This window comes from Sphingobium agri, assembly GCF_023051225.1.
GTDB classification, from domain to species: Bacteria; Pseudomonadota; Alphaproteobacteria; order Sphingomonadales; family Sphingomonadaceae; genus Sphingobium; species Sphingobium agri.
Genome location: NZ_JALKHS010000006.1, coordinates 1398122 through 1416838 on the forward strand (window position 1 = coordinate 1398122; position 18717 = coordinate 1416838).

Sequence of the window (18717 nt, forward strand, 5' to 3'; positions counted from 1 at the left end):
TGGTGCAGCTCTTTGGCTCAGGCGAGCGAGGGATCGATGCCCTTGCAGGCTTCGAGCAATTCCTTGACGGCATCGACCGATACCTGAAGGTTCGCCTTGGCTTCGTCGTCCAGTTCGATCTCGATGACCTGCTCAACGCCGTCCTTGCCGATGATCACGGGCACGCCGACATAGAGATTGTCGACGCCATATTGACCGGTCAGGTTCGCGGCGCAGGGCAGCAGGCGCTTCTGGTCGAACAGATAGGCTTCAGCCATGGCGATGCCGCTGGTGGCGGGCGCATAGAAGGCCGAACCGGTCTTGAGCAGGCCGACGATCTCGCCGCCGCCCGAACGGGTGCGCTGCACGATGGCGTCGATGCGCTCCTTGGTGGAGCGGCCCTGCTTGATGAGGTCGGGGATCGGGATACCGGCGACGGTCGAATATTGCACGACCGGCACCATGGTGTCGCCATGGCCGCCGAGGACGAAGCTGTTCACTTCCTTGACCGACACCTGGAACTCTTCGGCCAGGAAGTGGCTGAAGCGCGCAGAGTCGAGGACGCCCGCCATGCCGACGACCTTGTTGTGCGGCAGGCCGGAGAACTCGCGCAGCGCCCACACCATCGCGTCGAGCGGGTTGGTGATGCAGATGACGAAAGCGTTGGGGGCGTTGTTCTTGATGCCCTCGCCCACGGCCTTCATGACCTTGAGGTTGATGCCCAGAAGATCGTCGCGGCTCATGCCGGGCTTGCGAGCGACACCGGCGGTGACGATGATGACGTCGGCGTCCTTGATGTCGGCATAGTCGTTGGTGCCGGTGATCTTGGCATCGAAGCCTTCAACCGGGCCGCACTGCGACAGATCGAGCGCCTTGCCCTGGGGCACGCCTTCGACCACGTCGAAGAGGACGACGTCGCCCAGACCCTTCAAGGCTGCGAGATGCGCGAGCGTACCGCCGATATTGCCAGCGCCGATGAGCGCGATCTTCTTACGGGCCATATGCAATCATCCTCCAAGCATGGAAAACACGGGATTGCCCGCCCGCTTAGGCCGATCTCATTAATGATTCAACCAACTAAAAGGCCTCTGGGAGATTTATCTTTGCAATTCATTCGCAGTTTCATTAAGAGCATTTCCGCCCCTGTTTGTTACGCGCTCCTACCCTGGCGCTGACTTGTCCCGCAGCGGCCACCTGCCGGGCGCTTCCTCTCATAAGGAAGCGTCCGGGCCATTTTCAATGCGATGGATGAGGGCGCCGCTGCGCCGAAGAGCGTTATTTCGGCCCGTGTCCGAGCGCGAGATAATCGTCCGACTGCATCTCCATCAGCCGCGAAACCGTGCGTTCGAACTCGAACGCGCCGTCGCCACGGGGATAAAGCTGTGCAGGTTCCGCATCAGCCGATGCGAGCAGTTTGACCTTATATTCGTACAAGGCGTCGATCAGCGTGACGAAGCGGGCGGCTTCGTTGCGGTTCTCCGGACCCAGTACCGGGATGCCGACAATAATGACGGTGTGGAACCGCCGGGCGATCGCCAGATAATCAGGCGCGCCGCGCGCTTCGGCGCATAGGCGTTTGAAGGAGAAGACCGCCACGCCCTTCAGGCTTTTTGGCACATGCAGGGTGCGCCCGCCCTGCACTTCAATATCCTCCGCAGGCACCTTCGCCCGATTTTCCACCGGATAGTCGGTCAGGCGGAAGAAGGCGTCGGAGAGCGCCCTGGTCGCCTCCGGGCCATTGGGCGAATGCCAGAGTTGCGCGTCGCCCAGACGATCCAGCCGGTAGTCGGTCGGGCCGTCGAGCGTCAGAACGTCCAGCCGATCCTTGATGAGGTCGATGAACGGCAGGAAAAGCTGCCGATTGAGGCCGTCCTTGTAGAGTTCGTCGGGCGCGCGGTTGGAGGTGGTGACGACCGTCACGCGCTTGTCGAGCAGCCCGGTGAACAGGCGCGACATGATGGCGGCGTCGGCCATGTTGTTCACGACCATCTCGTCAAAGCAGAGCAGCCGCGCCTCTTCGGCGAGCGAGTCCACGACCGGCGGGATGGGATCGCCCTTCTCCGCCTTGCGCACCTCCGCAAGCCGCGCATGGACGTCGAGCATGAATTCGTGGAAATGAGCGCGTTTCTTGTTCCGGACCTGCACGGTGTCGAAGAACAGGTCCATCAACATCGACTTGCCCCGGCCGACGCCGCCCCACATATAGAGGCCGCGCGGCGGTTCGGGCGCTTTCCGCAGCAGTTTCCACAAGGTCGAACCACGCGGAGGAGCCGCTTCCAGTTCCTGCTGAAGGATGTTCAGCCGCGCTGCGGCGGCCTGCTGATCTGGATCGGGGCGCAATTCCCCGGCCGCGACGAGCGCGTGATAACGCTCGATCACGCTGCTCATTTGGGGACCGGCACCTTTCGCACCGTGGCGGTGGAGGACGCGACCAGCGCGTCTTCCTGATGAAGCGTCAGACGCATGAAGAACAAGCGCCCGGTTTCCTGCAAGACCTCCACATCCGCGCGCAGCGGATGCCCCACTTTTCCGGAGCCGCAATATTGCATGGAAAGGTCGACGGTGACGGCAGCGGCCTGTTCAGGACGCCCCATGGCCGCCAGCGCGGCAAAATAGGCATGATCGGCAAAGGCGGCGAGGAAACCGCCATGCAGCGCGCCGTTCCGATTGGCGTGCGACTGGCGGGTTTCCAGCATCACCGTGGCGCGGCGATCACCGGCACCTTGCGAATAGCTGGGCCCCACGGATGTGCTGAGAAACGTCTCCGAAACCGGATCGCTCCAGCGCAGCCAGTCAGCCCAAGGACCTTCCAGCACCAGGCTTACAGGGCCAGTATCGTCACTCACTGCATCAAAGCTGCCGTTCGACCATCATCTTCTTGGTTTCGGCGATCGCCTTGGCGGGGCTGAGACCCTTCGGGCAGACATTCGCGCAGTTCATGATGGTGTGGCAGCGATAGAGGCGGAAGGGATCTTCCAGTTCGTCCAGACGCTCGCCGGTATACTCGTCACGGCTGTCGGCCAGCCAGCGATAGGCCTGGAGCAGAATGGCCGGGCCGAGGAACTTGTCGGAGTTCCACCAATAGCTGGGGCAGCTGGTCGAGCAGCAGGCGCACAGGATGCATTCGTACAGGCCGTCGAGCTTTTCACGGTCGGCGGGCGACTGGAGCCGCTCCTTGCCGCTCGGCGACGGGGTGACGGTTTGCAGCCACGGCTTGATCGAGCTGTATTGCGCATAGAAATGCGTGAAATCGGGGACGAGATCCTTGATCACGTCCATGTGCGGCAGCGGCGTAACGCGCACTTCCTTGCCCGCGCAATCCTCGATCGCGGTGGTGCAGGCGAGTCCATTCTTGCCGTTCATATTCATCGAACAGGAACCGCAAATGCCTTCGCGGCAGGAACGGCGGAACGTCAGCGTCGGATCATATTCATTCTTGATCTTCAGCAGCGCGTCGAGGACCATCGGACCGCAATTGTCGAGGTCGATCTCAAAGGTGTCATAGCGCGGATTCTGACCCGAGTCGGGATCGTAGCGATAGACCTTGAAGCTCTTGACGTTGCTCGCGCCGTCGGGAGCCTTGTGGGTCACGCCCTTACCGGAAATCTTGCTGTTCTTGGGCAGGGTGAATTCGGCCATGGTTTAAGATGTCCTCCGTCCGCGCCGATAATCATTATGGGGGCGCGCGCATGAGGCCCTTAGCGCCTCGTTCAGCCATTTGCTACCCATCAAAGTGGCAAAAGCTTGAAGCGGCTGTTGGCGTTTGGATTTGGGAGCGATCAATCTGAATCACCCCGCCCGTTCAGGCTGAGCCCTTCGACAGGCTCAGGGCGAACGGTATCGGGCGGCGTGCCATTTAATAGCCCCAAGCTCTAGGCGCTTCCGTCCAATATCTGTTCGATGAGGGCGACGTCCTCGACCTTGTCGGCATCGATGCAGGCTTCCGCTTTGCGCATGGGCACCAGTCTGGCGAGGAGATCAAAGCGGCGGCCGACGCGCGCTATGCCCCCGCGCAATGTGGAGACGCGCAGCACGGCGCCGAGCAAGGCGATCGGGCCGAATGCGGCGAGGATCTTCCACCCCTTTTTGCGGTCCTGCTCCACCTCCTGCCAGAGGGAGATGATCGCGCGGGCCTTGGCGCTGCCGAACCAGAAGAGGTTGGCGCCGGACCACCAGCCGTCGCGGAACTTGAGCCAGGTGCGCCGGGACGACGGATAGCGGGCAAGCAGCGTTGCGCGTTCGACCATCGCCACCGCGATGTCGGCCCCGTCCGCCTCCGCAACGAACTGGTCGAGCATGTCGCCGTCGAGCAGAACATGGTCGGCCGTGGTAACGAGCAGCGGAAAGGGGAGATCGGGCCGGTCCAGGAGTTCGAGCAATGTGGATGCTATGCCGCTGCCGCTCTGTTCGAAGCGGACGCGCGGGTCCTCGTCCAGCCAGGCGGTGGCGGGATCAGCGCGGTAAAGCTCCGGCGTTTGGGTGAGAATGACTAGCTGTCCGACCGACGGATGCGCGAGCAGCGCGCGGGCGGGATAGTTGATCATAGGTTCGCCCCTGACCGGAACGAGAGGCTTGACCGCGACCCCGGCCGCCTGCGCCAGAGGATCGGAACCGGGACGCGATCCGGCGAGCAGCAGGGCGGTGATCTTGGTCATGGAGGCGGGTTAGCGAAGCGGTCCGGGGACGGGAAGCGGCTAATTGCTCTATGTGGCAGGCGCAGCAGCCTGCGGCTTGTTCTGCGCGACCGTGACCGGCAATCCCGTCCGCAGGCTCTTGAGCTGCCTCAGCCGCTCGCGGAACGCGGACAGTTCACGCCCGGCAAGCTGCGCGGTGGTGGTGAACTTGACCGACAGCGGGTTCACCGTGCGGCCGCTGCGATACAGCTCATAATGAAGGTGCGGGCCGGTCGAAAGGCCGCTGGAGCCGACATAGCCGATCACCTGACCCTGGCGGACACGCTGGCCGTAGCGTGCGGCGATGCGGCTCATATGCGCATAGCCGGTGGCGAGGCCATTGCCATGTTCCAGCCGGACATAATTGCCATGGCCGCCATGCCGGCCCGAATAGGACACGACGCCATCGGTGGCCGCATAGATGGGCGAGCCATAGGCGGCGGCGAAGTCGATGCCCGCATGCATGCGCGTGTAGCCAAGGATGGGATGGCGGCGCATGCCGAAGCCGGATGACATGCGCCCTCGCACCGGCGCGGACAGCACGCCGCGACGTTCGCCGACGCCCGACGCTTCGAACCACTGGCTGCGGCCGTCGCTCGTCCATTTCAGCATGTCGATGCCACGTCCGCTGGCGCGGTGCAGGCCCGCGAACAACAAGTCGCCTACTTCGACGTCTCCGGTTTCCGCACGGCGATATTCGGTGATGATGTCGTAGCGGTCGCCGCTGTGGATCGATCTCAGATCGACCTGCTGCGCAATAACGCGCAGGAAGCTCTGGATCGCCTTGGGCGGCGCACCGGCCGCGCGCGCGGACTGATAGATGCTGTCGCCGATCACACCCTGGATGCGCAGCGGCGTATTGTCGACATGGATAGGCGTGCGCTTTACCTGAAGCATCCCACCTACCCGGTTGATTTCGAGCGCGAGGTCGAGCCGGGCGCGGAAAGCGAGATGATCCAGCGGGCGGGGCATGTCGCGGCTGGCGCGGCGGCCAAGAATGATGTCGAGCGGCGTACCCGGCTTCAGGCCCTTGGCAATGTCGCCGCTGGCAAGAGCCATCACCTGCGCGGCGTCGGCATTGCTGACGCCAGCGCGCGACAAGGCGCGGCCGAGCGAGTCACTCCCCCCGATCTGGGCGCGCAATTCGATCTGCGGGCGCTCCGGCGTCTCACGCAGGGGCTGGACGGCATCGGTGGGCCCCATGCGCCGCCCGCTGTCCGCGCCCATGGCAAGCGGCGTGATCATCTGGCTGCGCACTTCCTCGAACTGCGGAGCGTCGAGCAGCGGTTGCGGTGCGCCCGGCAGCGGCTGGAAGCCCGGCGAGAGGTAGAGCGCTGACGCACAGAGGCCGAAACAGGTGGCAAGGCCGCGGAACCAGGTGCGGCTGCCGACATTTTGGCCAAGATCGGGAACCAGCTCGACATCGTCCGCCCATTCGCGCAGGCGGGTGCGCCAGTCTCGGCTATCGGCAGCCGCGAAGGGACGCCCGCCGATCGCGTCAGTCACCCAGAGGGATGCGGATGCGCCCCCCTGCTGAGGGCTGAATTGACTGCCGTGAAACACTTTGGAAAAGCCCCCCACGGGCTGCAATTTCGCCCGGCCCCCGCCGCGCGTTCGTGGGCATTGTTGTGAACGCATAGGGTTAAAGTCAAATAAAGACGGATTTTTTAACTCTTTTCACGCGACGAAACGTGGCCTTCGGCCGTTGAGTGACACAAGCTCCACCGCTCCGAGGAGAATCATTGCCTTCCCCTTGCCCTTGCAGCGCTCATCCCCGACATAGAGAGGATCATGGCTCAATTTGCCCGATCGCCCGTCACAGCCGTGCTGGGTCCCACCAATACCGGCAAGACGCATCTGGCCGTCGAGCGCATGTGCGGTCATTCCAGCGGCATGATGGGCTTTCCGCTCCGTTTGCTGGCGCGCGAAGTCTATGACCGGGTGGTCGCGATCAAGGGCGCGCATCAGGTCGCGCTGATCACCGGGGAGGAGAAGATACTCCCGCCCGGCGCGCTCTATTATCTGTGCACCGCTGAATCGATGCCGGTCGATGGGGATTTCGCTTTCGTGGCGCTGGATGAGGCGCAACTCGGATCGGACCCGGAGCGCGGGCATGTGTTCACCGACCGGCTGCTGCGCGCGCGCGGGCGGGAAGAGACCATGATCCTGGGCTCTGCCAGCATCGGCCGCGTCGTGAAGGCGCTGGTGCCGGACGTGGAGATCATCAGCCGTCCGCGCTTTTCGACATTATCCTATGGCGGGGCGAAGAAATTGTCGCGCCTGCCCAAGCGGTCGGCGGTCGTCGCCTTCTCGGCAGAGGAAGTCTATGCCGTCGCGGAAATGCTGCGCCGCTTTCGCGGGGGCGCAGCCGTTGTGATGGGCGCGCTCTCCCCGCGCACGCGCAACGCGCAGGTGCAGATGTTCCTGAACGGGGAGGTCGATTATCTGGTCGCCACCGATGCGATCGGCATGGGGCTGAACCTCGACGTCGCCCATGTCGCCTTCGCTTCGCTGCGCAAGTTCGACGGGCGGCGGACGCGGCGGCTCACCATAGCGGAAATGGCGCAGATCGCGGGGCGTGCAGGACGGCATCACAAGGATGGCACTTTCGGCAGCCTGGGCCATGAAGATGGCGACGCGGCGTTCACGCCCGAAGAGATCGAAGCGATCGAAGATCATCATTTCCCGCCTGTCGAACAGCTGTTCTGGCGAGAGGGGAAGCCGCGCATGGACAGCGTCAACCGGCTGATCATGGAACTGGAGACGCGGCCTGACCGGGATGAACTGCGTGCCGCACCCGAAGCGGTCGACCTTGCCGTGCTGCGGCGGCTGTCGGACGATCCGCTTGTCATCGAAAGGGTTCAGGGCAAGAAAGCGGTCGAACGGCTATGGGCGGCTTGTGGCCTTCCCGACTTCCAGAAGCTGGGCGCGGACCATCATGCGCGCACGGTGAACCGGATCTGGCGCTTTCTGTCGGAGGGCAGCGGCCACATTCCACGCGACTGGTTCGCCCAGCAACTGGCGCGACTCGATTCGGTTCAGGGCGATATCGATACCTTGTCGGCGCGGATCGCGGCGGCGCGGACATGGTCCTACATCGCCCATCGCCCCGACTGGCTGGCGCATCCCGCCGAGATGGCAGAACGGACGCGCGCTCTGGAAGAGCGGCTTTCCGATGCCCTGCATACAGCGTTAACCCAGCGTTTCGTGGATCGTCGCACCTCTGTCCTGCTGCGCGACATGGGGCAGGATGCGAGCAATCTTCCGGTCGATGTGGAGCAGGACGGGACGGTCTGCGTCGATGGCGAGATGATCGGGCGACTTGACGGATTTCGTTTCTCGGTCGATCCGGCTACGCGGCATCAGGATAGAAAGATGCTGCTGGCGGCGGCGGAACGCCGTCTTGGAAGGATATTGCGAGTGAAGGCTGACGAATTGCTGGGCGCGCCCGACACTGATTTCGTGCTGATGGACGAGCCGGGACAGGCGCCGGGCATCGGCTGGCAGGGTAATGCGGTCGCAGCGCTGCTTGCTGGGTCCTCGCTGCTTGCGCCGGAAATCCGGTTGGATCGCGGGCTCCTGGCGCTTGGGCAGGATGTGCAGAAGCAGGTTCTTGCGCGCCTTGCCGCCTGGGTGGAGGCGCAGAAGGAAAAGCATCTGCTGCCCCTCGTCAAAATGGCCGCCAGTGCCGCCGATCCGGCCGTGCCTGCTGTGGTGCGCGCGGTCTTCGCCCAATTGGCGGACGCTGGCGGGGTGATGGCGCGGACGGATCTGGACGCCGCCCTCAATCATCTCGACAAGGACCAGCGCCACCTGCTGCGCCGCGCGGGCATCGATATCGGCGTGCTCGACATCTATCATCCCGGGCTCTTGAAGCCGGGTGCCGCGCGGTGGCGGTCGGCATTGCTGGCGGCGCGGATCGCCAAGCCTTGCCTGCCGCTTCCCCTTCCCGGCCTGACGCTGATCCCGGCAGGTGAAAGGGCGGAGCAGATGGGCGCGCGTATCGCGGGCTTCAGGGGCTTTGACGCCCAGATGCTGCGGATCGACATGGCGGAGCGCATGGCGCGGGCGGCGCATGAAGCGATTGCGAAGGGCGAAGCCTTCACAGCCCTCAGCCCGCAGATCGTGTCCCTCGGCCTCAACGAAGCGTCCTTCCTCCAATTGATGCGCCTTGCCGGGTTCCGGCCGATCGAACCAGCGGCTGAAGGCGGCGCGAACTGGACGTTCCGCGGACGGCAAAAGGCTCGACCCGACCAGCAGCAGGGGCGTGGGCCGAATCGCCGCGCCGCGCCTGCCCGCGGTGGATCGCCCCGCCCCGCCGCCGCAAGCGCCACGCCGACGAATGGCAACCATGCCTTTGCGGGCCTGGCGGAGTTGCTGGGCCGCAATGGCTGAGAGCGCCCCTGTCGGCAATCATGGGCCGAGCCTGCGCATCGACAAATTCCTGTGGTTCGTGCGGCTCGCGAAAAGTCGGTCGATGGCGCAGAAAATGGCAGAGGATGGGCATATCCGGCTGAACGGCCGCCGCATCGAGCGGGCCCATGCGCCGGTGCGGACGGGCGACCTCATCACCTTTCCCCATCATCATGGCGTGCGCGTGGTGCGCGTCGTCCAGCTCCCCGGCCGCCGTGGCCCTGCCCCCGAAGCGCAAAGCTGCTATGAGGAACTGAAGTTAGGCGATTAGGGCCGCAACAATATCCTCATTGACCTTCGCGCGCGCGCGGCATAGCAGGGCCGCCGCTGTCGAAACCCCTTTAGAGTGCTGATCCATGACCTATGTCGTGACCGACAACTGCATCCGCTGCAAATATATGGATTGCGTCGAGGTCTGCCCCGTCGATTGCTTCTACGAGGGCGAAAACATGCTGGTCATCAATCCGAACGAGTGCATCGATTGCGGCGTGTGCGAACCGGAATGCCCGGCCGAAGCCATTTTGCCCGACACGGAAAATGGCCTGGAAAAGTGGCTGGAACTGAACACCAAATTCTCCGCTGAATGGCCCAACATCACCGTCAAGGGCGACGCGCCCGCCGACGCTGATGAAATGAAGGGCATTGAAAACAAGCTGGAGAAGTTCTTCTCTCCCGAGCCCGGTTCCGGCAGCTGATCATAGGGTGGCGTCGATAAAATCATCGACGCGCTCATGGCAGGGAGCGCCCTGCCCTTCGGCCGGAAAATTCGGCGGCTGGGCAAGAGCAACTTACTAGCCCTAGCGTCTCACCCTCGCACCTACTCCCGGATTTTGCGTCTGGGGGTGGCAATTTTGTTACGAATCTGCTAAATGAAGGACAAGAGGCGGAAATGGTCGCATCCGTCCTGGAGTATTTGCTCATGTCCTGACGGTGACGCCGTGGATTCCCCGGTTGCGCCTCATCCGCGCTTCTGTGACCCGGCGGTTGCTCGTCTCCGGTAGAATTAGAAAGGTTTCAAATGGCTGCCAAGGCGCTGTCCTTTGACGTTGGTGATTATGTCGTTTACCCCAAGCATGGCGTTGGCCGTGTGGTGGAGCTTCAGAAGGAGCAGATCGCGGGCATGGAGCTGGAGCTGTATGTGCTCCGGTTCGAAAAGGAGCGCATGACGCTCCGCGTGCCGACGAACAAGGCCGAAGGCGTGGGCATGCGCAAGCTTTCGTCGAACAAGACCCTGGAAGAAGCGATCGAAACGCTGAAGGGCAAGCCGAAGGTGAAGCGCACCATGTGGTCGCGCCGCGCGCAGGAATATGAAGCGAAGATCAACTCCGGCGATCTGGTTTCCATCGCCGAAGTGACGCGCGACCTGTTCCGTGCTGACGATCAGCCCGAGCAGAGCTATTCCGAACGCCAGATCTTCGAAGCTGCGTCCAGCCGCCTCGCGCGCGAATTGGCCGCGATGGAAGAGACGGACGAGCCGAGCGCCCTCAAGAAGATCCTGCGCATCCTGAACGAAGCCGCCCCCAAATATGCCAAGGTGGAAGGCTGAATTTCCTTAACCGAGCCGATGACGGCAGGTGAAGCAATGTAGAAAGGGCGCTCCAAACAGGGGCGCCCTTTTTTTTGTGGTGCTGAGTTTAGGCACGGCGCGGCCAAGCTGTTCCCGCCTATTCGCCGTTCGCTGCGTCCTTTGCTGCGCTTCCAACATCACTCGCGGCTTGACCGACTTGCGTGGCAGCGCTCTCGACCGCGCTGTCCTTGCGGGTCTGGCTGCTGATCAGGAAAAAGGCGGCGATCGCCACTACTACCACGAGGAGCAGGACAGCAATCGCCGTGCCGCCGCTGCGCTTCTCAATCACCGTAGTCGTCGTCGTTGGACGCTCCTGATAATCGGCCATGAATTTCCTCCTCATCGTTACGCCACCCGCACGAATAATGCGCGATGGCGGAGGCGGTTCCTGCGTCAGATATGGGGACGGTCGCGGGATAGATGTTTCACGCGGAGATGCGAGAAATGATCTTCGGGCAGAGTGTTGATCGGAACCATTCAACCCGTTCGGCTGAGCCTGTCGATGTGGAGATGGCGCTGACGCGGATGGGCACCTTATCGCGGGACGAAGGCGCCTTTTGCCCGGTCCTTTACGACCTGATCTGCGCGGAACACCGATCCGCTCATGCTGATGTAGACGCCGGGCCCGGCAATCTGGGCCGTCGCGAAGGCCATGCCCAGGTTGAAACTCGCGTCGCTTTCACCGAAGCGCGCCGGGGCGAGCGCGCCGACAAGCACGATCGTCTTGCCTGCTATGTCCTCAAGCGTCCTGGCCGTGTCCGTCATGGTATCCGTGCCATGGGTGATGACGATGTGGCTTTCCGGCGCGGAGAGAATCCGTTCGCGGATCTGCGCCCGGTCGGCGTCGTCCAGTTCCAGGCTGTCCTTGCGCGTCACCTCTTCTATGCGGAAGGGGCGCTTGACGCCGCCGATCTGCAGCAGTTTGGCGACCACGCTTTCGCCGACCTTATAGTCCGACAAGGCATCGAAATAGATTTTGTCGATCGTCCCGCCGGTGGTCAGGAGCAGGATCGGCGTATCGGCAGGCAGCATGACAAACTCCAATATTTACAGATGCCCGGACAGTCACGCCGGGCGCCTTAAACTCGCATCGGGAGCGCGGATCAGCGCGCGCGGGCGATTTCCTCGCCCCGGTCCCGTGCCGCCGCCAGCGTATCACTGAGAAGGTTGAGCAGCCGGTTGTCTGCGTCGAGGATGTTCAACCCCTCGCGTGTCATGCCGCCAGGGCTCGCAACGCGGTCAGCCAATGTCGCTGGGCTTTCGTCCGCCTGGGCAGCGAGGTTGGCAGAGCCCTGGACGGTGGCGAGCGCCATCCGCGCGGCCTGATCGCGCGAAAGTCCGATGGCTTCTCCTGCGCGCGAGAAGGCGTCGATGAAACGGAACAAGAAGGCAGGGCCACAGCCCGACAGGGCGGTCAGCGCGTTGAACTGCCCTTCGTCTTCGATCCACTCAGCCGCACCCAAGGGCTTTATGATCGCGTCCACGGCGGATCGCGCCGATGGCGAAACATCGCGGTCGGCATATAGTCCGGTGACGCCCTGTCCCAAGGCGACCGGCAGGTTCGGCATTGCCCGGATAACGTCCCGGACGGCCGGGAAACGCTGCCTCAGGTCGGCAACCGGCGTCCCGGCCAGAATAGAAACGATGCGCGTATCCGCCGTGCAGAGCGGTGCCAGCGACACCGCCACATCATCCAGCTGATAGGGCTTCATACCCAGCATGACCATCGCCTGTGCCGGGAGCGAGGCGGGGTAATCGGTCACCACTTGCACCCCATCCGCGACCGCACGGCCGCTGGGGCGCAACACGGTGGCGCGGGCTGGATCAAGGCCGCATGCCAGCCACCGGGCCAGCATTTGCCCCGCCATATTGCCGCAGCCGACCATGAACAGGTGCGCGGGCCAAGCTTGCGTCATGGACAATCCTCAGGCTTCGCCGCGCGTCTCGATCAGGCTGGCGGAGATCGCCTCGGTCGGGCTCTTGCCGCCCCACAGGACGAACTGGAACACGGGATAGAAGCGTTCGCATTCGTCGATGGCCGTTTCGACCAGCAGCTGCGCCTGGTCGAGCGTCAGCACGCCCCCCGCGCCCAGCAAGGCACCGTGGCGGAACAATATGATGCCGCTCGACGACCAAAGCTCGAAATGGCCAAGCCAGAGCTGTTCGTTGATGAGGCCAAGGGTTTCGTAGATCGACGCGCGCTTTTCATCCGTTACCCGGATGTCGGGCAGCGCCAGCAATTGCAGGACCTGATCCTCATCGCGCCAGATGCCGCGCAGTTCATATTGCGCCCAGCTGCCCTGGGTGCTCGCGACGATCTCATCCTCGCCGACCTGATCGAAACTCCACCCATTCGCTTCGAAATAGGCGGCCAGCATGTCGATCGGAGCGGCTTCCTGGCCGCCATTTTCAAATTCGTCGCTGTCCATCATATGTGGGCCATAGAGCATTTCCCGGCGGCAAGGAAACCACCGACTGAGGGAAACGCATCAAAATAGCCGATCGTTGCCCAAATCCAACGGACAGGCGGCGAAGCTTGCTTATTCCGCGTCGTCCGGCTTGGTTTTGGGGGAGCGGACGGTTTTCGTGACCGGCTCAGCCGAACGCCCTTCAAGAGCATCGATCCGTGCTTTCAGCAGTTCGATCTCTTCACGGGCAGCGGCAGCCAGCGCCTTCACCGCATCGAATTCGTCGCGGCTCACGAAATCCATGCCGCCGATCCATTCCTTCGCCTTTTCGCGGGCGTTGGTTTCGAACTCGCGGGTCATGCCAGCGACTGTTCCCGCAGCGCCGTTCACCAGCTTGGCAAGGTCGTCGAAAAAGCGGTTTTCGCTCTGCATGATCTTAAATGTCCTTGTTTGCCGACGCGTCCTTCGCGTCACGAAATCATATTTGGGTCTTGAGCGCCGGTGCGACAAGGGTCTCGGCCCCGGGGTTCAAGCGGCCGATCTCATAATTCAGCGTCGAGGCAAAGGCCAGCCACGCCAGATAAGGCAACAACAGCAATCCCGCGAGGCGCCGGATGCGCCAGAAAAGCCATGCCGTCACCGCCACCACGACGAACAGCACAATGATGAGCGCCAGCGCATTGTCGACCTGATGCGCCCGGAAGAAAAGCGGCGACCAGACGAGGTTCAGTGCGAGCTGGACCAGGAAAAGGATGATCGCTGCTCCCCTGCCCCTTGCCCCCCGCGCATGGATGACGATGGCGAGCGCGAGCCCCATAAGAATGTAGAGGATGGTCCAGGCAACGCCGAACGCCCAACCCGGCGGCATGAAATCTGGCTTCACCAGCGCGTCGAACCAGCGGTTGCCATAGCCGCTGTTGGCGAGCTTGCCCGACAGGAAGCCAAGGAAGACGATGGCCGGGACGGTGACAAGTGCCCAGCGCAGATAGGCCAGGCGCAGTTGACCCGGGGACGCGATTTCGTTCATCGGCGGCGCAGCTCCACTCATCCTCTTTCGCGGCCGCCAGCGAATCCCTTGAAAATGCTGTCAAGCCGTATGGCGATGGTTTGCGGTGAAACACTTCATCCCGCAACCCGCGAATGAAGGCCGGGTTTCAGCATCTGTCACAAAATCAAACGCCCGGTCCCCGGTCATCCCTCCCGCTGGGCGCATATCAGGAACTCGACATTGCCCTGTGGTCCGGTGATCGGGCTGGCCGTCACGCCCAGCACGCTCCATCCGTTCGATGTCAGCCAGCCATGCACGTCCTGGCAGACACGCGCATGGATGGCAGGATCGCGGACAACGCCGCCCTTGCCGACTTCTTCCCGCCCCGCTTCGAATTGCGGCTTGATGAGGGCGACGAGATGCGCCCCCGGCCGCGCGAAGCAGAGTGGCCTTTCCAGCACCTTGGCGAGCGAGATGAAGCTCGCATCACATACGATGATGTCGATGGGCTCGGGGATATGGTCGGCGGTCAGGATGCGGGCGCTCGTCTGTTCATGCACGATGACGCGGGGGTCAGACCTCAGCTTCCAGGCAAGCTGGTTCGTGCCGCTGTCCACAGCATAGACGCGCGCCGCTCCGTTGGTCAGCAGCACGTCGGTGAAGCCGCCGGTGGAGCTTCCGACGTCGATGGCAACCATGCCACTGACGTCGAGCGCGAAATGCTTGAGCGCATGGGCGAGTTTGATGCCGCCGCGCGACACCCAGGGGTGATCGCGGCCCTTCACCTCCAGCGCGGCATCCTCGGCGACCTGTTGCCCGGCCTTGTCGATCTTCCGGTCGCCCAGGAAGACAAGGCCGGCAAGAATGAGCGCCTGCGCGCGGGCCCGGCTCTCCGCCAGGCCGCGATCGACGAGCAACTGGTCGGCCCGCACCTTCGCCATCAGCGTACAAGCCCCGTCAAAGTGGATATGGTCAGCAATTGCGGCAAGGTCCGCCCCGGCTGGCCCGGCGCATAAAAGAGGTAGAGCGGCACGCCCGATCGCCCCTGCTTCTCCAGGAAGCGCGTGATTGCGGGGTCGGCGTTCGTCCAGTCTCCCACCATCACTGTTACGCCTGCCTTTCTGAAGGCCTCCCGCGTAGCGGAACGGTCGATGGCTGCCGCCTCATTGGCCTTGCAGGTCAGACACCAATCGGCGGTGAAATAGAGAAACACAGGCTTGCCCGATGCGCGCAGGCTTGCGAGGCGCGCCTCATCGAAGGCGACGCTGCCATTCTCCGCCTGTGCAATGCCATCCGCGCGCGCAGGCAAGGCCGTAGCACCCGCGCCCAGCAGCAACAGCGCTGCGGCTGCGACGACAAAGCCTCCACGCTTGCCATGATGTTGGCGCTCTCCAAGCCACCATAGCAGCAACGCCAGCAGCAACGCCGTGCCGAGGCCGATCGTCATGGCGAGCACGCCCCGCTGCTGCCCCAGCAGCCAGGTGAGCCCCAAGGCAGTCACGAACATCGGGACCGACAGGATCCTCTGGAAGGTACGCATCCATGGGCCAGGCCGGGGCAGACGTTCCCGCAAGGCAGGCACATAAGCAAGCAGCAGGAAGGGGAGAGCGAGCCCAAGCCCGAGCCCAGCGAAAACCGCGAGCGCCGCCGCCAGCGGCAACACCAGCGCCGCGCCCATCGCGACGCCCATGAAGGGGCCGGTGCATGGCGTGGCCACAAAGGCGACCAGCGCGCCGGTCCAGAAAGAACCGGCAACGCCAGCCTTGCCCGCCAGCTTCCCGCCGCCGCCAAAGGCGCTGAGTTCGAAAAGCCCGGCAAGATTGAACGCCACCGCAGTGACCAGCAGCAACAGCAGCAATATGATGCGCGGGTCCTGCAACTGGAATGCCCAGCCCGCCGCGATACCTGCCGCCCGGACCGCGAGCAGCAAGCCCCCGAGCGCCAGGCAGGTGAGGATGACGCCAGCGGCATAGCCAAGCGCTTCCCGCCGAACCGCCGCTTCGTCGCCCCCCGCTCGGGCCAGCTTGAGCGCCTTCAACCCCAGGATCGGGAATACGCAGGGCATGATGTTGAGCAGAAGCCCGCCCAATATCGCTCCGCCCAGTGCCAGCATGGCTGTGGACAACAGGCCGGAAGCTGGCCTGGCGACCTCACCCGGCCGCGCGGTCAGCAGGAAGCCCACATGATCGCCGGTGCGAACAACCGCCTCGACCGCGCCTTCCTTCAAGCCCTGCCCTGCTTCGGTTTCGATCAGCAGCCGATCGCCCTCGCGCTGCACCTTTTGCGGGGCGGCATAGCGGACAACGCCATCCGCCAGCGGGAAAAGATGGACATCGGCCGCCGCGGCTTCCCGGGGGAAGGGAATGGACACAAGCAACTTGCCATCGGCAACAGCATAGGCCGCCTCGCTCCCCAGCGGCCGGGGCAGGCGCGCGCGCCATGTATCGAACCGCGACTGAACGGCAGGCGACACAGTGCCGTCACCTACGATCAGATCAAGGGCAATGTCCGCGCTTTCGGGCACGCAGATCTTGTCAGTGCAGGCCAGCCACTCCGCCTTGCCACGGATCGGCAGTCGCATGCCCTTGGCCACCTCTGGCGCGACACGCAGCGGCGCGAGAAGCGCGTAAGGGCCCTCATAGACATGGTTCATGAGGCCGGAGATCAGCAGCGTTTCTGGCACGGGGTAACGGAGCGGGCCGACGCTGACGCCCTTTGGCAACGACCATTTCACCGTCATGCCCAAGCCCGCATCGCCCGGATTTTGCCAATAGCCGTGCCAGCCGACTTCGGGCGTCATGGCGAAGGCGATCATGCTCGCCGATCCAGGGGCAGGCGCTGGGCTTTCGGGAACGAGTTGCAGGGCGATGTGCGGCCTGCCCGATCCGAATGCGCCCTGGGCGCTGGCGGCCGGCGCGACAAACAGCGCCAGCGTCATCAAGAGGACATGGAAAATCCGCATCGGGCCTCTGTTCGCGTAGATCACAGCGGGCTAGGTCCGCAGGGTTGCGCCGTCAAGGCGCCTGAAGGGATTGGAAAAGATGTTAGGGAAAGTGCTTCATACCCTCCTGCTGCTGGCGCCCCTGCCCGTGCTGGCGCAACCGGCAGCGCCGACGGGTTCCGGCACGCCGCCCCGCCTGATCATCGCCATCTCCGTCGACCAGTTTTCCGCTGATCTCTTCAGCGAATATCGCCCTTATTATACGGGCGGCCTGAAGCGGTTGAGTGGAGGCGCAGTTTTTCCGCGCGGCTATCAAAGCCATGCCGCGACCGAAACCTGCCCTGGCCACAGCACCATCCTGACGGGCAGCCGCCCTTCCCGCACGGGTATCATCGCCAATAGCTGGATCGATCAGAAGGCTGGCCGGGCCGACAAGACGATCTATTGCGCGGAGGATGAGAGCCAGGCGGGCAGCAGCAGCTCCAACTATGTTGCCTCCCCCATCCATCTCCGCGTGCCCACGCTGGGCGAGCGCATGAAAGCGGCAAATCCGGCAACCCGCAACATCGCCATCGCTGGAAAGGATCGCGCTGCCATCATGATGGGCGGCGCAAAGGCGGACCATATCTGGTGGCTGAGTTCCAAGGGCTATGTCAGCTATCCCGGCATCGCCACGCCGCCCCTGGTCGCGCGGGTCAATGAGATATTCCAGCAGCGTTTGGCCGAGCCCAATGCCGGGTTCGAACTGCCTGCGCAATGCGCCGCGAAGGACTTTCCGGTGCGGGTGGCGCCGGATCGCACGGTGGGTACAGGACGCTTCGAAAGGCCCGCAGGCCGCTATGATGCGTTCCGCGCGTCGCCTGAACAGGACGCGATGACGCTCGCCTTCGCGGCGGCGGCGATCGAGGCGATGGGCCTTGGCAAGCAGCCCCAGACCGACATCATCTCCATCGGACTTTCGGCAACGGACGTCATCGGTCACGCCTATGGCACGGAAGGAACGGAAAGCTGCATCCAGGTCGATCGGCTGGACCGCGAACTGGGCGCCTTCTTCGGCCGGCTCGATCAGCAGGGTCTGGACTATGTGGTGGTCCTGACGGCGGACCATGGCGGCCATGACCTTCCCGAACGCCACCAGCAAAATGCCATGCCGATGGAGCAGCGCGTCGACGCGGCGCTGCTGCCCGGCGCGCTTGCAAAGGCCGTGGCCGCGCGTACCGGAATGGAGGCAAAGGGGCTGATCCTGGGCGATGGGCCCTCAGGCGACCTTTATTTCAACCGTGGGCTGACGCCCGGCCAGCGCGCCAAGGTGGAAGCAGCGACCCTCGCGCTGCTCCGCGCGCATCCCCAGGTGGAAGCCGTGTTCACCAAGGCGCAGCTTGCGGCCACTCCCTCGCCTTCGGGGCCGCCGGAAAGCTGGAGCCTGATTCAGGAAGCACGCGCCAGTTTCGATCCGGAGCGGTCGGGCGACCTTCTGTTGCTGCTGAAACCCCGGATAACGCCGATCACCGATCCTTCGCACGGCTCCGTCGCCACCCACGGCTCCCCTTGGGACACGGATCGCCGCGTCCCTATCCTGTTCTGGCGCAAGGGGATGCGCTCCTTCGAACAACCGCTGGGGGTCGAGACGGTCGACATCATGCCGACGCTTGCCGCGCTGATCGGCTTGCCCGTACCCCGGAGCGAGATTGACGGCCGGTGCCTGGACCTGATCGCCGGGCCAGAGGATAGCTGCGCCGGGAGATAAG

The 18717-nt window shown here is 63.7% G+C and carries 19 protein-coding genes; 5 read left to right on the plus strand and 14 right to left on the minus strand.

What is annotated here, in order from left to right; translation table 11 throughout:
- Positions 1-17: 17 nt before the first annotated feature.
- From mdh to MU848_RS10265, 6 genes are all read right to left on the minus strand, one after another.
- A complete protein-coding gene (mdh, locus tag MU848_RS10240) occupies positions 18-980 on the minus strand; it encodes a malate dehydrogenase (RefSeq protein ID WP_247231566.1) in 963 nt (320 codons plus the stop codon).
- A 274-nt stretch (positions 981-1254) separates the two neighbouring features.
- Entirely contained in the window at positions 1255-2367 is a 1113-nt protein-coding gene (gene zapE, locus MU848_RS10245; protein WP_247231568.1) for a cell division protein ZapE, read from the minus strand.
- On the minus strand, positions 2364-2825 hold the full coding sequence (locus tag MU848_RS10250) for a PaaI family thioesterase (protein WP_247231570.1): 462 nt from the start codon (positions 2823-2825) through the stop codon (positions 2364-2366). The genes zapE and MU848_RS10250 overlap by 4 nt, the downstream gene beginning before the upstream one ends.
- Before the next feature lie 4 nt (positions 2826-2829).
- Positions 2830-3618 carry a succinate dehydrogenase iron-sulfur subunit gene (locus MU848_RS10255; RefSeq protein WP_097091267.1) on the minus strand — a complete coding sequence of 263 codons (789 nt, stop codon included), beginning with the start codon at positions 3616-3618 and terminating at the stop codon, positions 2830-2832.
- Positions 3619-3851: 233 nt separating this feature from the next.
- Positions 3852-4634, minus strand: a complete 783-nt coding sequence (locus MU848_RS10260; protein WP_247231572.1) for a nucleotidyltransferase family protein — start codon at positions 4632-4634, stop codon at positions 3852-3854.
- A 48-nt stretch (positions 4635-4682) separates the two neighbouring features.
- Positions 4683-6215, minus strand: a complete 1533-nt coding sequence (locus MU848_RS10265) for a M23 family metallopeptidase (protein WP_247231574.1) — start codon at positions 6213-6215, stop codon at positions 4683-4685.
- Positions 6216-6443: 228 nt separating this feature from the next.
- Here MU848_RS10265 and MU848_RS10270 point away from each other — a divergent pair, with 228 nt between their 5' ends.
- The 4 genes from MU848_RS10270 (at position 6444) to MU848_RS10285 (ending at position 10611) form a co-directional block, all read left to right on the plus strand.
- Positions 6444-9047 carry a helicase-related protein gene (locus MU848_RS10270; RefSeq protein ID WP_247231576.1) on the plus strand — a complete coding sequence of 868 codons (2604 nt, stop codon included), beginning with the start codon at positions 6444-6446 and terminating at the stop codon, positions 9045-9047.
- Positions 9040-9336: an RNA-binding S4 domain-containing protein gene (locus MU848_RS10275; RefSeq protein ID WP_247231578.1), complete on the plus strand. Its 297-nt coding sequence runs from the start codon at positions 9040-9042 to the stop codon at positions 9334-9336. Before MU848_RS10270 ends, MU848_RS10275 begins: the two co-directional genes overlap by 8 nt.
- A gap of 85 nt (positions 9337-9421) precedes the next feature.
- Positions 9422-9760: a ferredoxin FdxA gene (fdxA, locus tag MU848_RS10280; protein ID WP_097091262.1), complete on the plus strand. Its 339-nt coding sequence runs from the start codon at positions 9422-9424 to the stop codon at positions 9758-9760.
- Positions 9761-10083: 323 nt separating this feature from the next.
- A complete protein-coding gene (locus MU848_RS10285; RefSeq protein ID WP_097091261.1) occupies positions 10084-10611 on the plus strand; it encodes a CarD family transcriptional regulator in 528 nt (175 codons plus the stop codon).
- A 118-nt stretch (positions 10612-10729) separates the two neighbouring features.
- On the opposite strand, the gene MU848_RS10290 is transcribed toward MU848_RS10285, so the two are convergent.
- The 8 genes from MU848_RS10290 to MU848_RS10325 form a co-directional block, all read right to left on the minus strand.
- Complete coding sequence (locus MU848_RS10290) at positions 10730-10960, minus strand: hypothetical protein (protein WP_097091260.1); 231 nt, start codon at positions 10958-10960, stop codon at positions 10730-10732.
- A 206-nt stretch (positions 10961-11166) separates the two neighbouring features.
- On the minus strand, positions 11167-11664 hold the full coding sequence (locus MU848_RS10295) for an asparaginase domain-containing protein (protein WP_097091259.1): 498 nt from the start codon (positions 11662-11664) through the stop codon (positions 11167-11169).
- A gap of 71 nt (positions 11665-11735) precedes the next feature.
- Positions 11736-12548, minus strand: a complete 813-nt coding sequence (gene proC, locus MU848_RS10300; protein ID WP_247231580.1) for a pyrroline-5-carboxylate reductase — start codon at positions 12546-12548, stop codon at positions 11736-11738.
- 9 nt (positions 12549-12557) lie between these two features.
- Positions 12558-13064: a type III secretion system chaperone family protein gene (locus tag MU848_RS10305; RefSeq protein WP_097092726.1), complete on the minus strand. Its 507-nt coding sequence runs from the start codon at positions 13062-13064 to the stop codon at positions 12558-12560.
- Positions 13065-13172: 108 nt separating this feature from the next.
- Entirely contained in the window at positions 13173-13472 is a 300-nt protein-coding gene (locus MU848_RS10310; RefSeq protein ID WP_247231582.1) for an accessory factor UbiK family protein, read from the minus strand.
- Between the two features lie 46 nt (positions 13473-13518).
- Complete coding sequence (locus tag MU848_RS10315; protein WP_097092725.1) at positions 13519-14067, minus strand: TspO/MBR family protein; 549 nt, start codon at positions 14065-14067, stop codon at positions 13519-13521.
- A 164-nt stretch (positions 14068-14231) separates the two neighbouring features.
- Positions 14232-14969 carry a TlyA family RNA methyltransferase gene (locus MU848_RS10320; RefSeq protein ID WP_247231584.1) on the minus strand — a complete coding sequence of 246 codons (738 nt, stop codon included), beginning with the start codon at positions 14967-14969 and terminating at the stop codon, positions 14232-14234.
- On the minus strand, positions 14969-16990 hold the full coding sequence (locus MU848_RS10325; protein ID WP_247231586.1) for a protein-disulfide reductase DsbD family protein: 2022 nt from the start codon (positions 16988-16990) through the stop codon (positions 14969-14971). The genes MU848_RS10320 and MU848_RS10325 overlap by 1 nt, the downstream gene beginning before the upstream one ends.
- Positions 16991-17069: 79 nt before the next feature.
- Here MU848_RS10325 and MU848_RS10330 point away from each other — a divergent pair, with 79 nt between their 5' ends.
- On the plus strand, positions 17070-18716 hold the full coding sequence (locus MU848_RS10330) for an alkaline phosphatase family protein (protein ID WP_247231588.1): 1647 nt from the start codon (positions 17070-17072) through the stop codon (positions 18714-18716).
- Position 18717 lies beyond the last annotated feature (1 nt).

Bases quoted from the DNA above. Each gene is read 5' to 3' on its own strand.
- MU848_RS10330 (WP_247231588.1), top strand. From the start codon at position 17,070: ATGTTAGGGAAAGTGCTTCATACCCTCCTGCTGCTGGCGCCCCTGCCC.
- MU848_RS10275 (WP_247231578.1), top strand. From the start codon at position 9,040: ATGGCTGAGAGCGCCCCTGTCGGCAATCATGGGCCGAGCCTGCGCATC.
- MU848_RS10315 (WP_097092725.1), bottom strand. From the start codon at position 14,067: ATGAACGAAATCGCGTCCCCGGGTCAACTGCGCCTGGCCTATCTGCGC.
- MU848_RS10285 (WP_097091261.1), top strand. From the start codon at position 10,084: ATGGCTGCCAAGGCGCTGTCCTTTGACGTTGGTGATTATGTCGTTTAC.
- fdxA (WP_097091262.1), top strand. From the start codon at position 9,422: ATGACCTATGTCGTGACCGACAACTGCATCCGCTGCAAATATATGGAT.
- mdh (WP_247231566.1), bottom strand. From the start codon at position 980: ATGGCCCGTAAGAAGATCGCGCTCATCGGCGCTGGCAATATCGGCGGT.
- zapE (WP_247231568.1), bottom strand. From the start codon at position 2,367: ATGAGCAGCGTGATCGAGCGTTATCACGCGCTCGTCGCGGCCGGGGAA.
- MU848_RS10320 (WP_247231584.1), bottom strand. From the start codon at position 14,969: ATGGCGAAGGTGCGGGCCGACCAGTTGCTCGTCGATCGCGGCCTGGCG.
- MU848_RS10310 (WP_247231582.1), bottom strand. From the start codon at position 13,472: ATGCAGAGCGAAAACCGCTTTTTCGACGACCTTGCCAAGCTGGTGAAC.
- MU848_RS10295 (WP_097091259.1), bottom strand. From the start codon at position 11,664: ATGCTGCCTGCCGATACGCCGATCCTGCTCCTGACCACCGGCGGGACG.
- MU848_RS10255 (WP_097091267.1), bottom strand. From the start codon at position 3,618: ATGGCCGAATTCACCCTGCCCAAGAACAGCAAGATTTCCGGTAAGGGC.
- MU848_RS10270 (WP_247231576.1), top strand. From the start codon at position 6,444: ATGGCTCAATTTGCCCGATCGCCCGTCACAGCCGTGCTGGGTCCCACC.
- MU848_RS10305 (WP_097092726.1), bottom strand. From the start codon at position 13,064: ATGATGGACAGCGACGAATTTGAAAATGGCGGCCAGGAAGCCGCTCCG.
- MU848_RS10260 (WP_247231572.1), bottom strand. From the start codon at position 4,634: ATGACCAAGATCACCGCCCTGCTGCTCGCCGGATCGCGTCCCGGTTCC.
- MU848_RS10290 (WP_097091260.1), bottom strand. From the start codon at position 10,960: ATGGCCGATTATCAGGAGCGTCCAACGACGACGACTACGGTGATTGAG.
- proC (WP_247231580.1), bottom strand. From the start codon at position 12,548: ATGACGCAAGCTTGGCCCGCGCACCTGTTCATGGTCGGCTGCGGCAAT.
- MU848_RS10325 (WP_247231586.1), bottom strand. From the start codon at position 16,990: ATGCGGATTTTCCATGTCCTCTTGATGACGCTGGCGCTGTTTGTCGCG.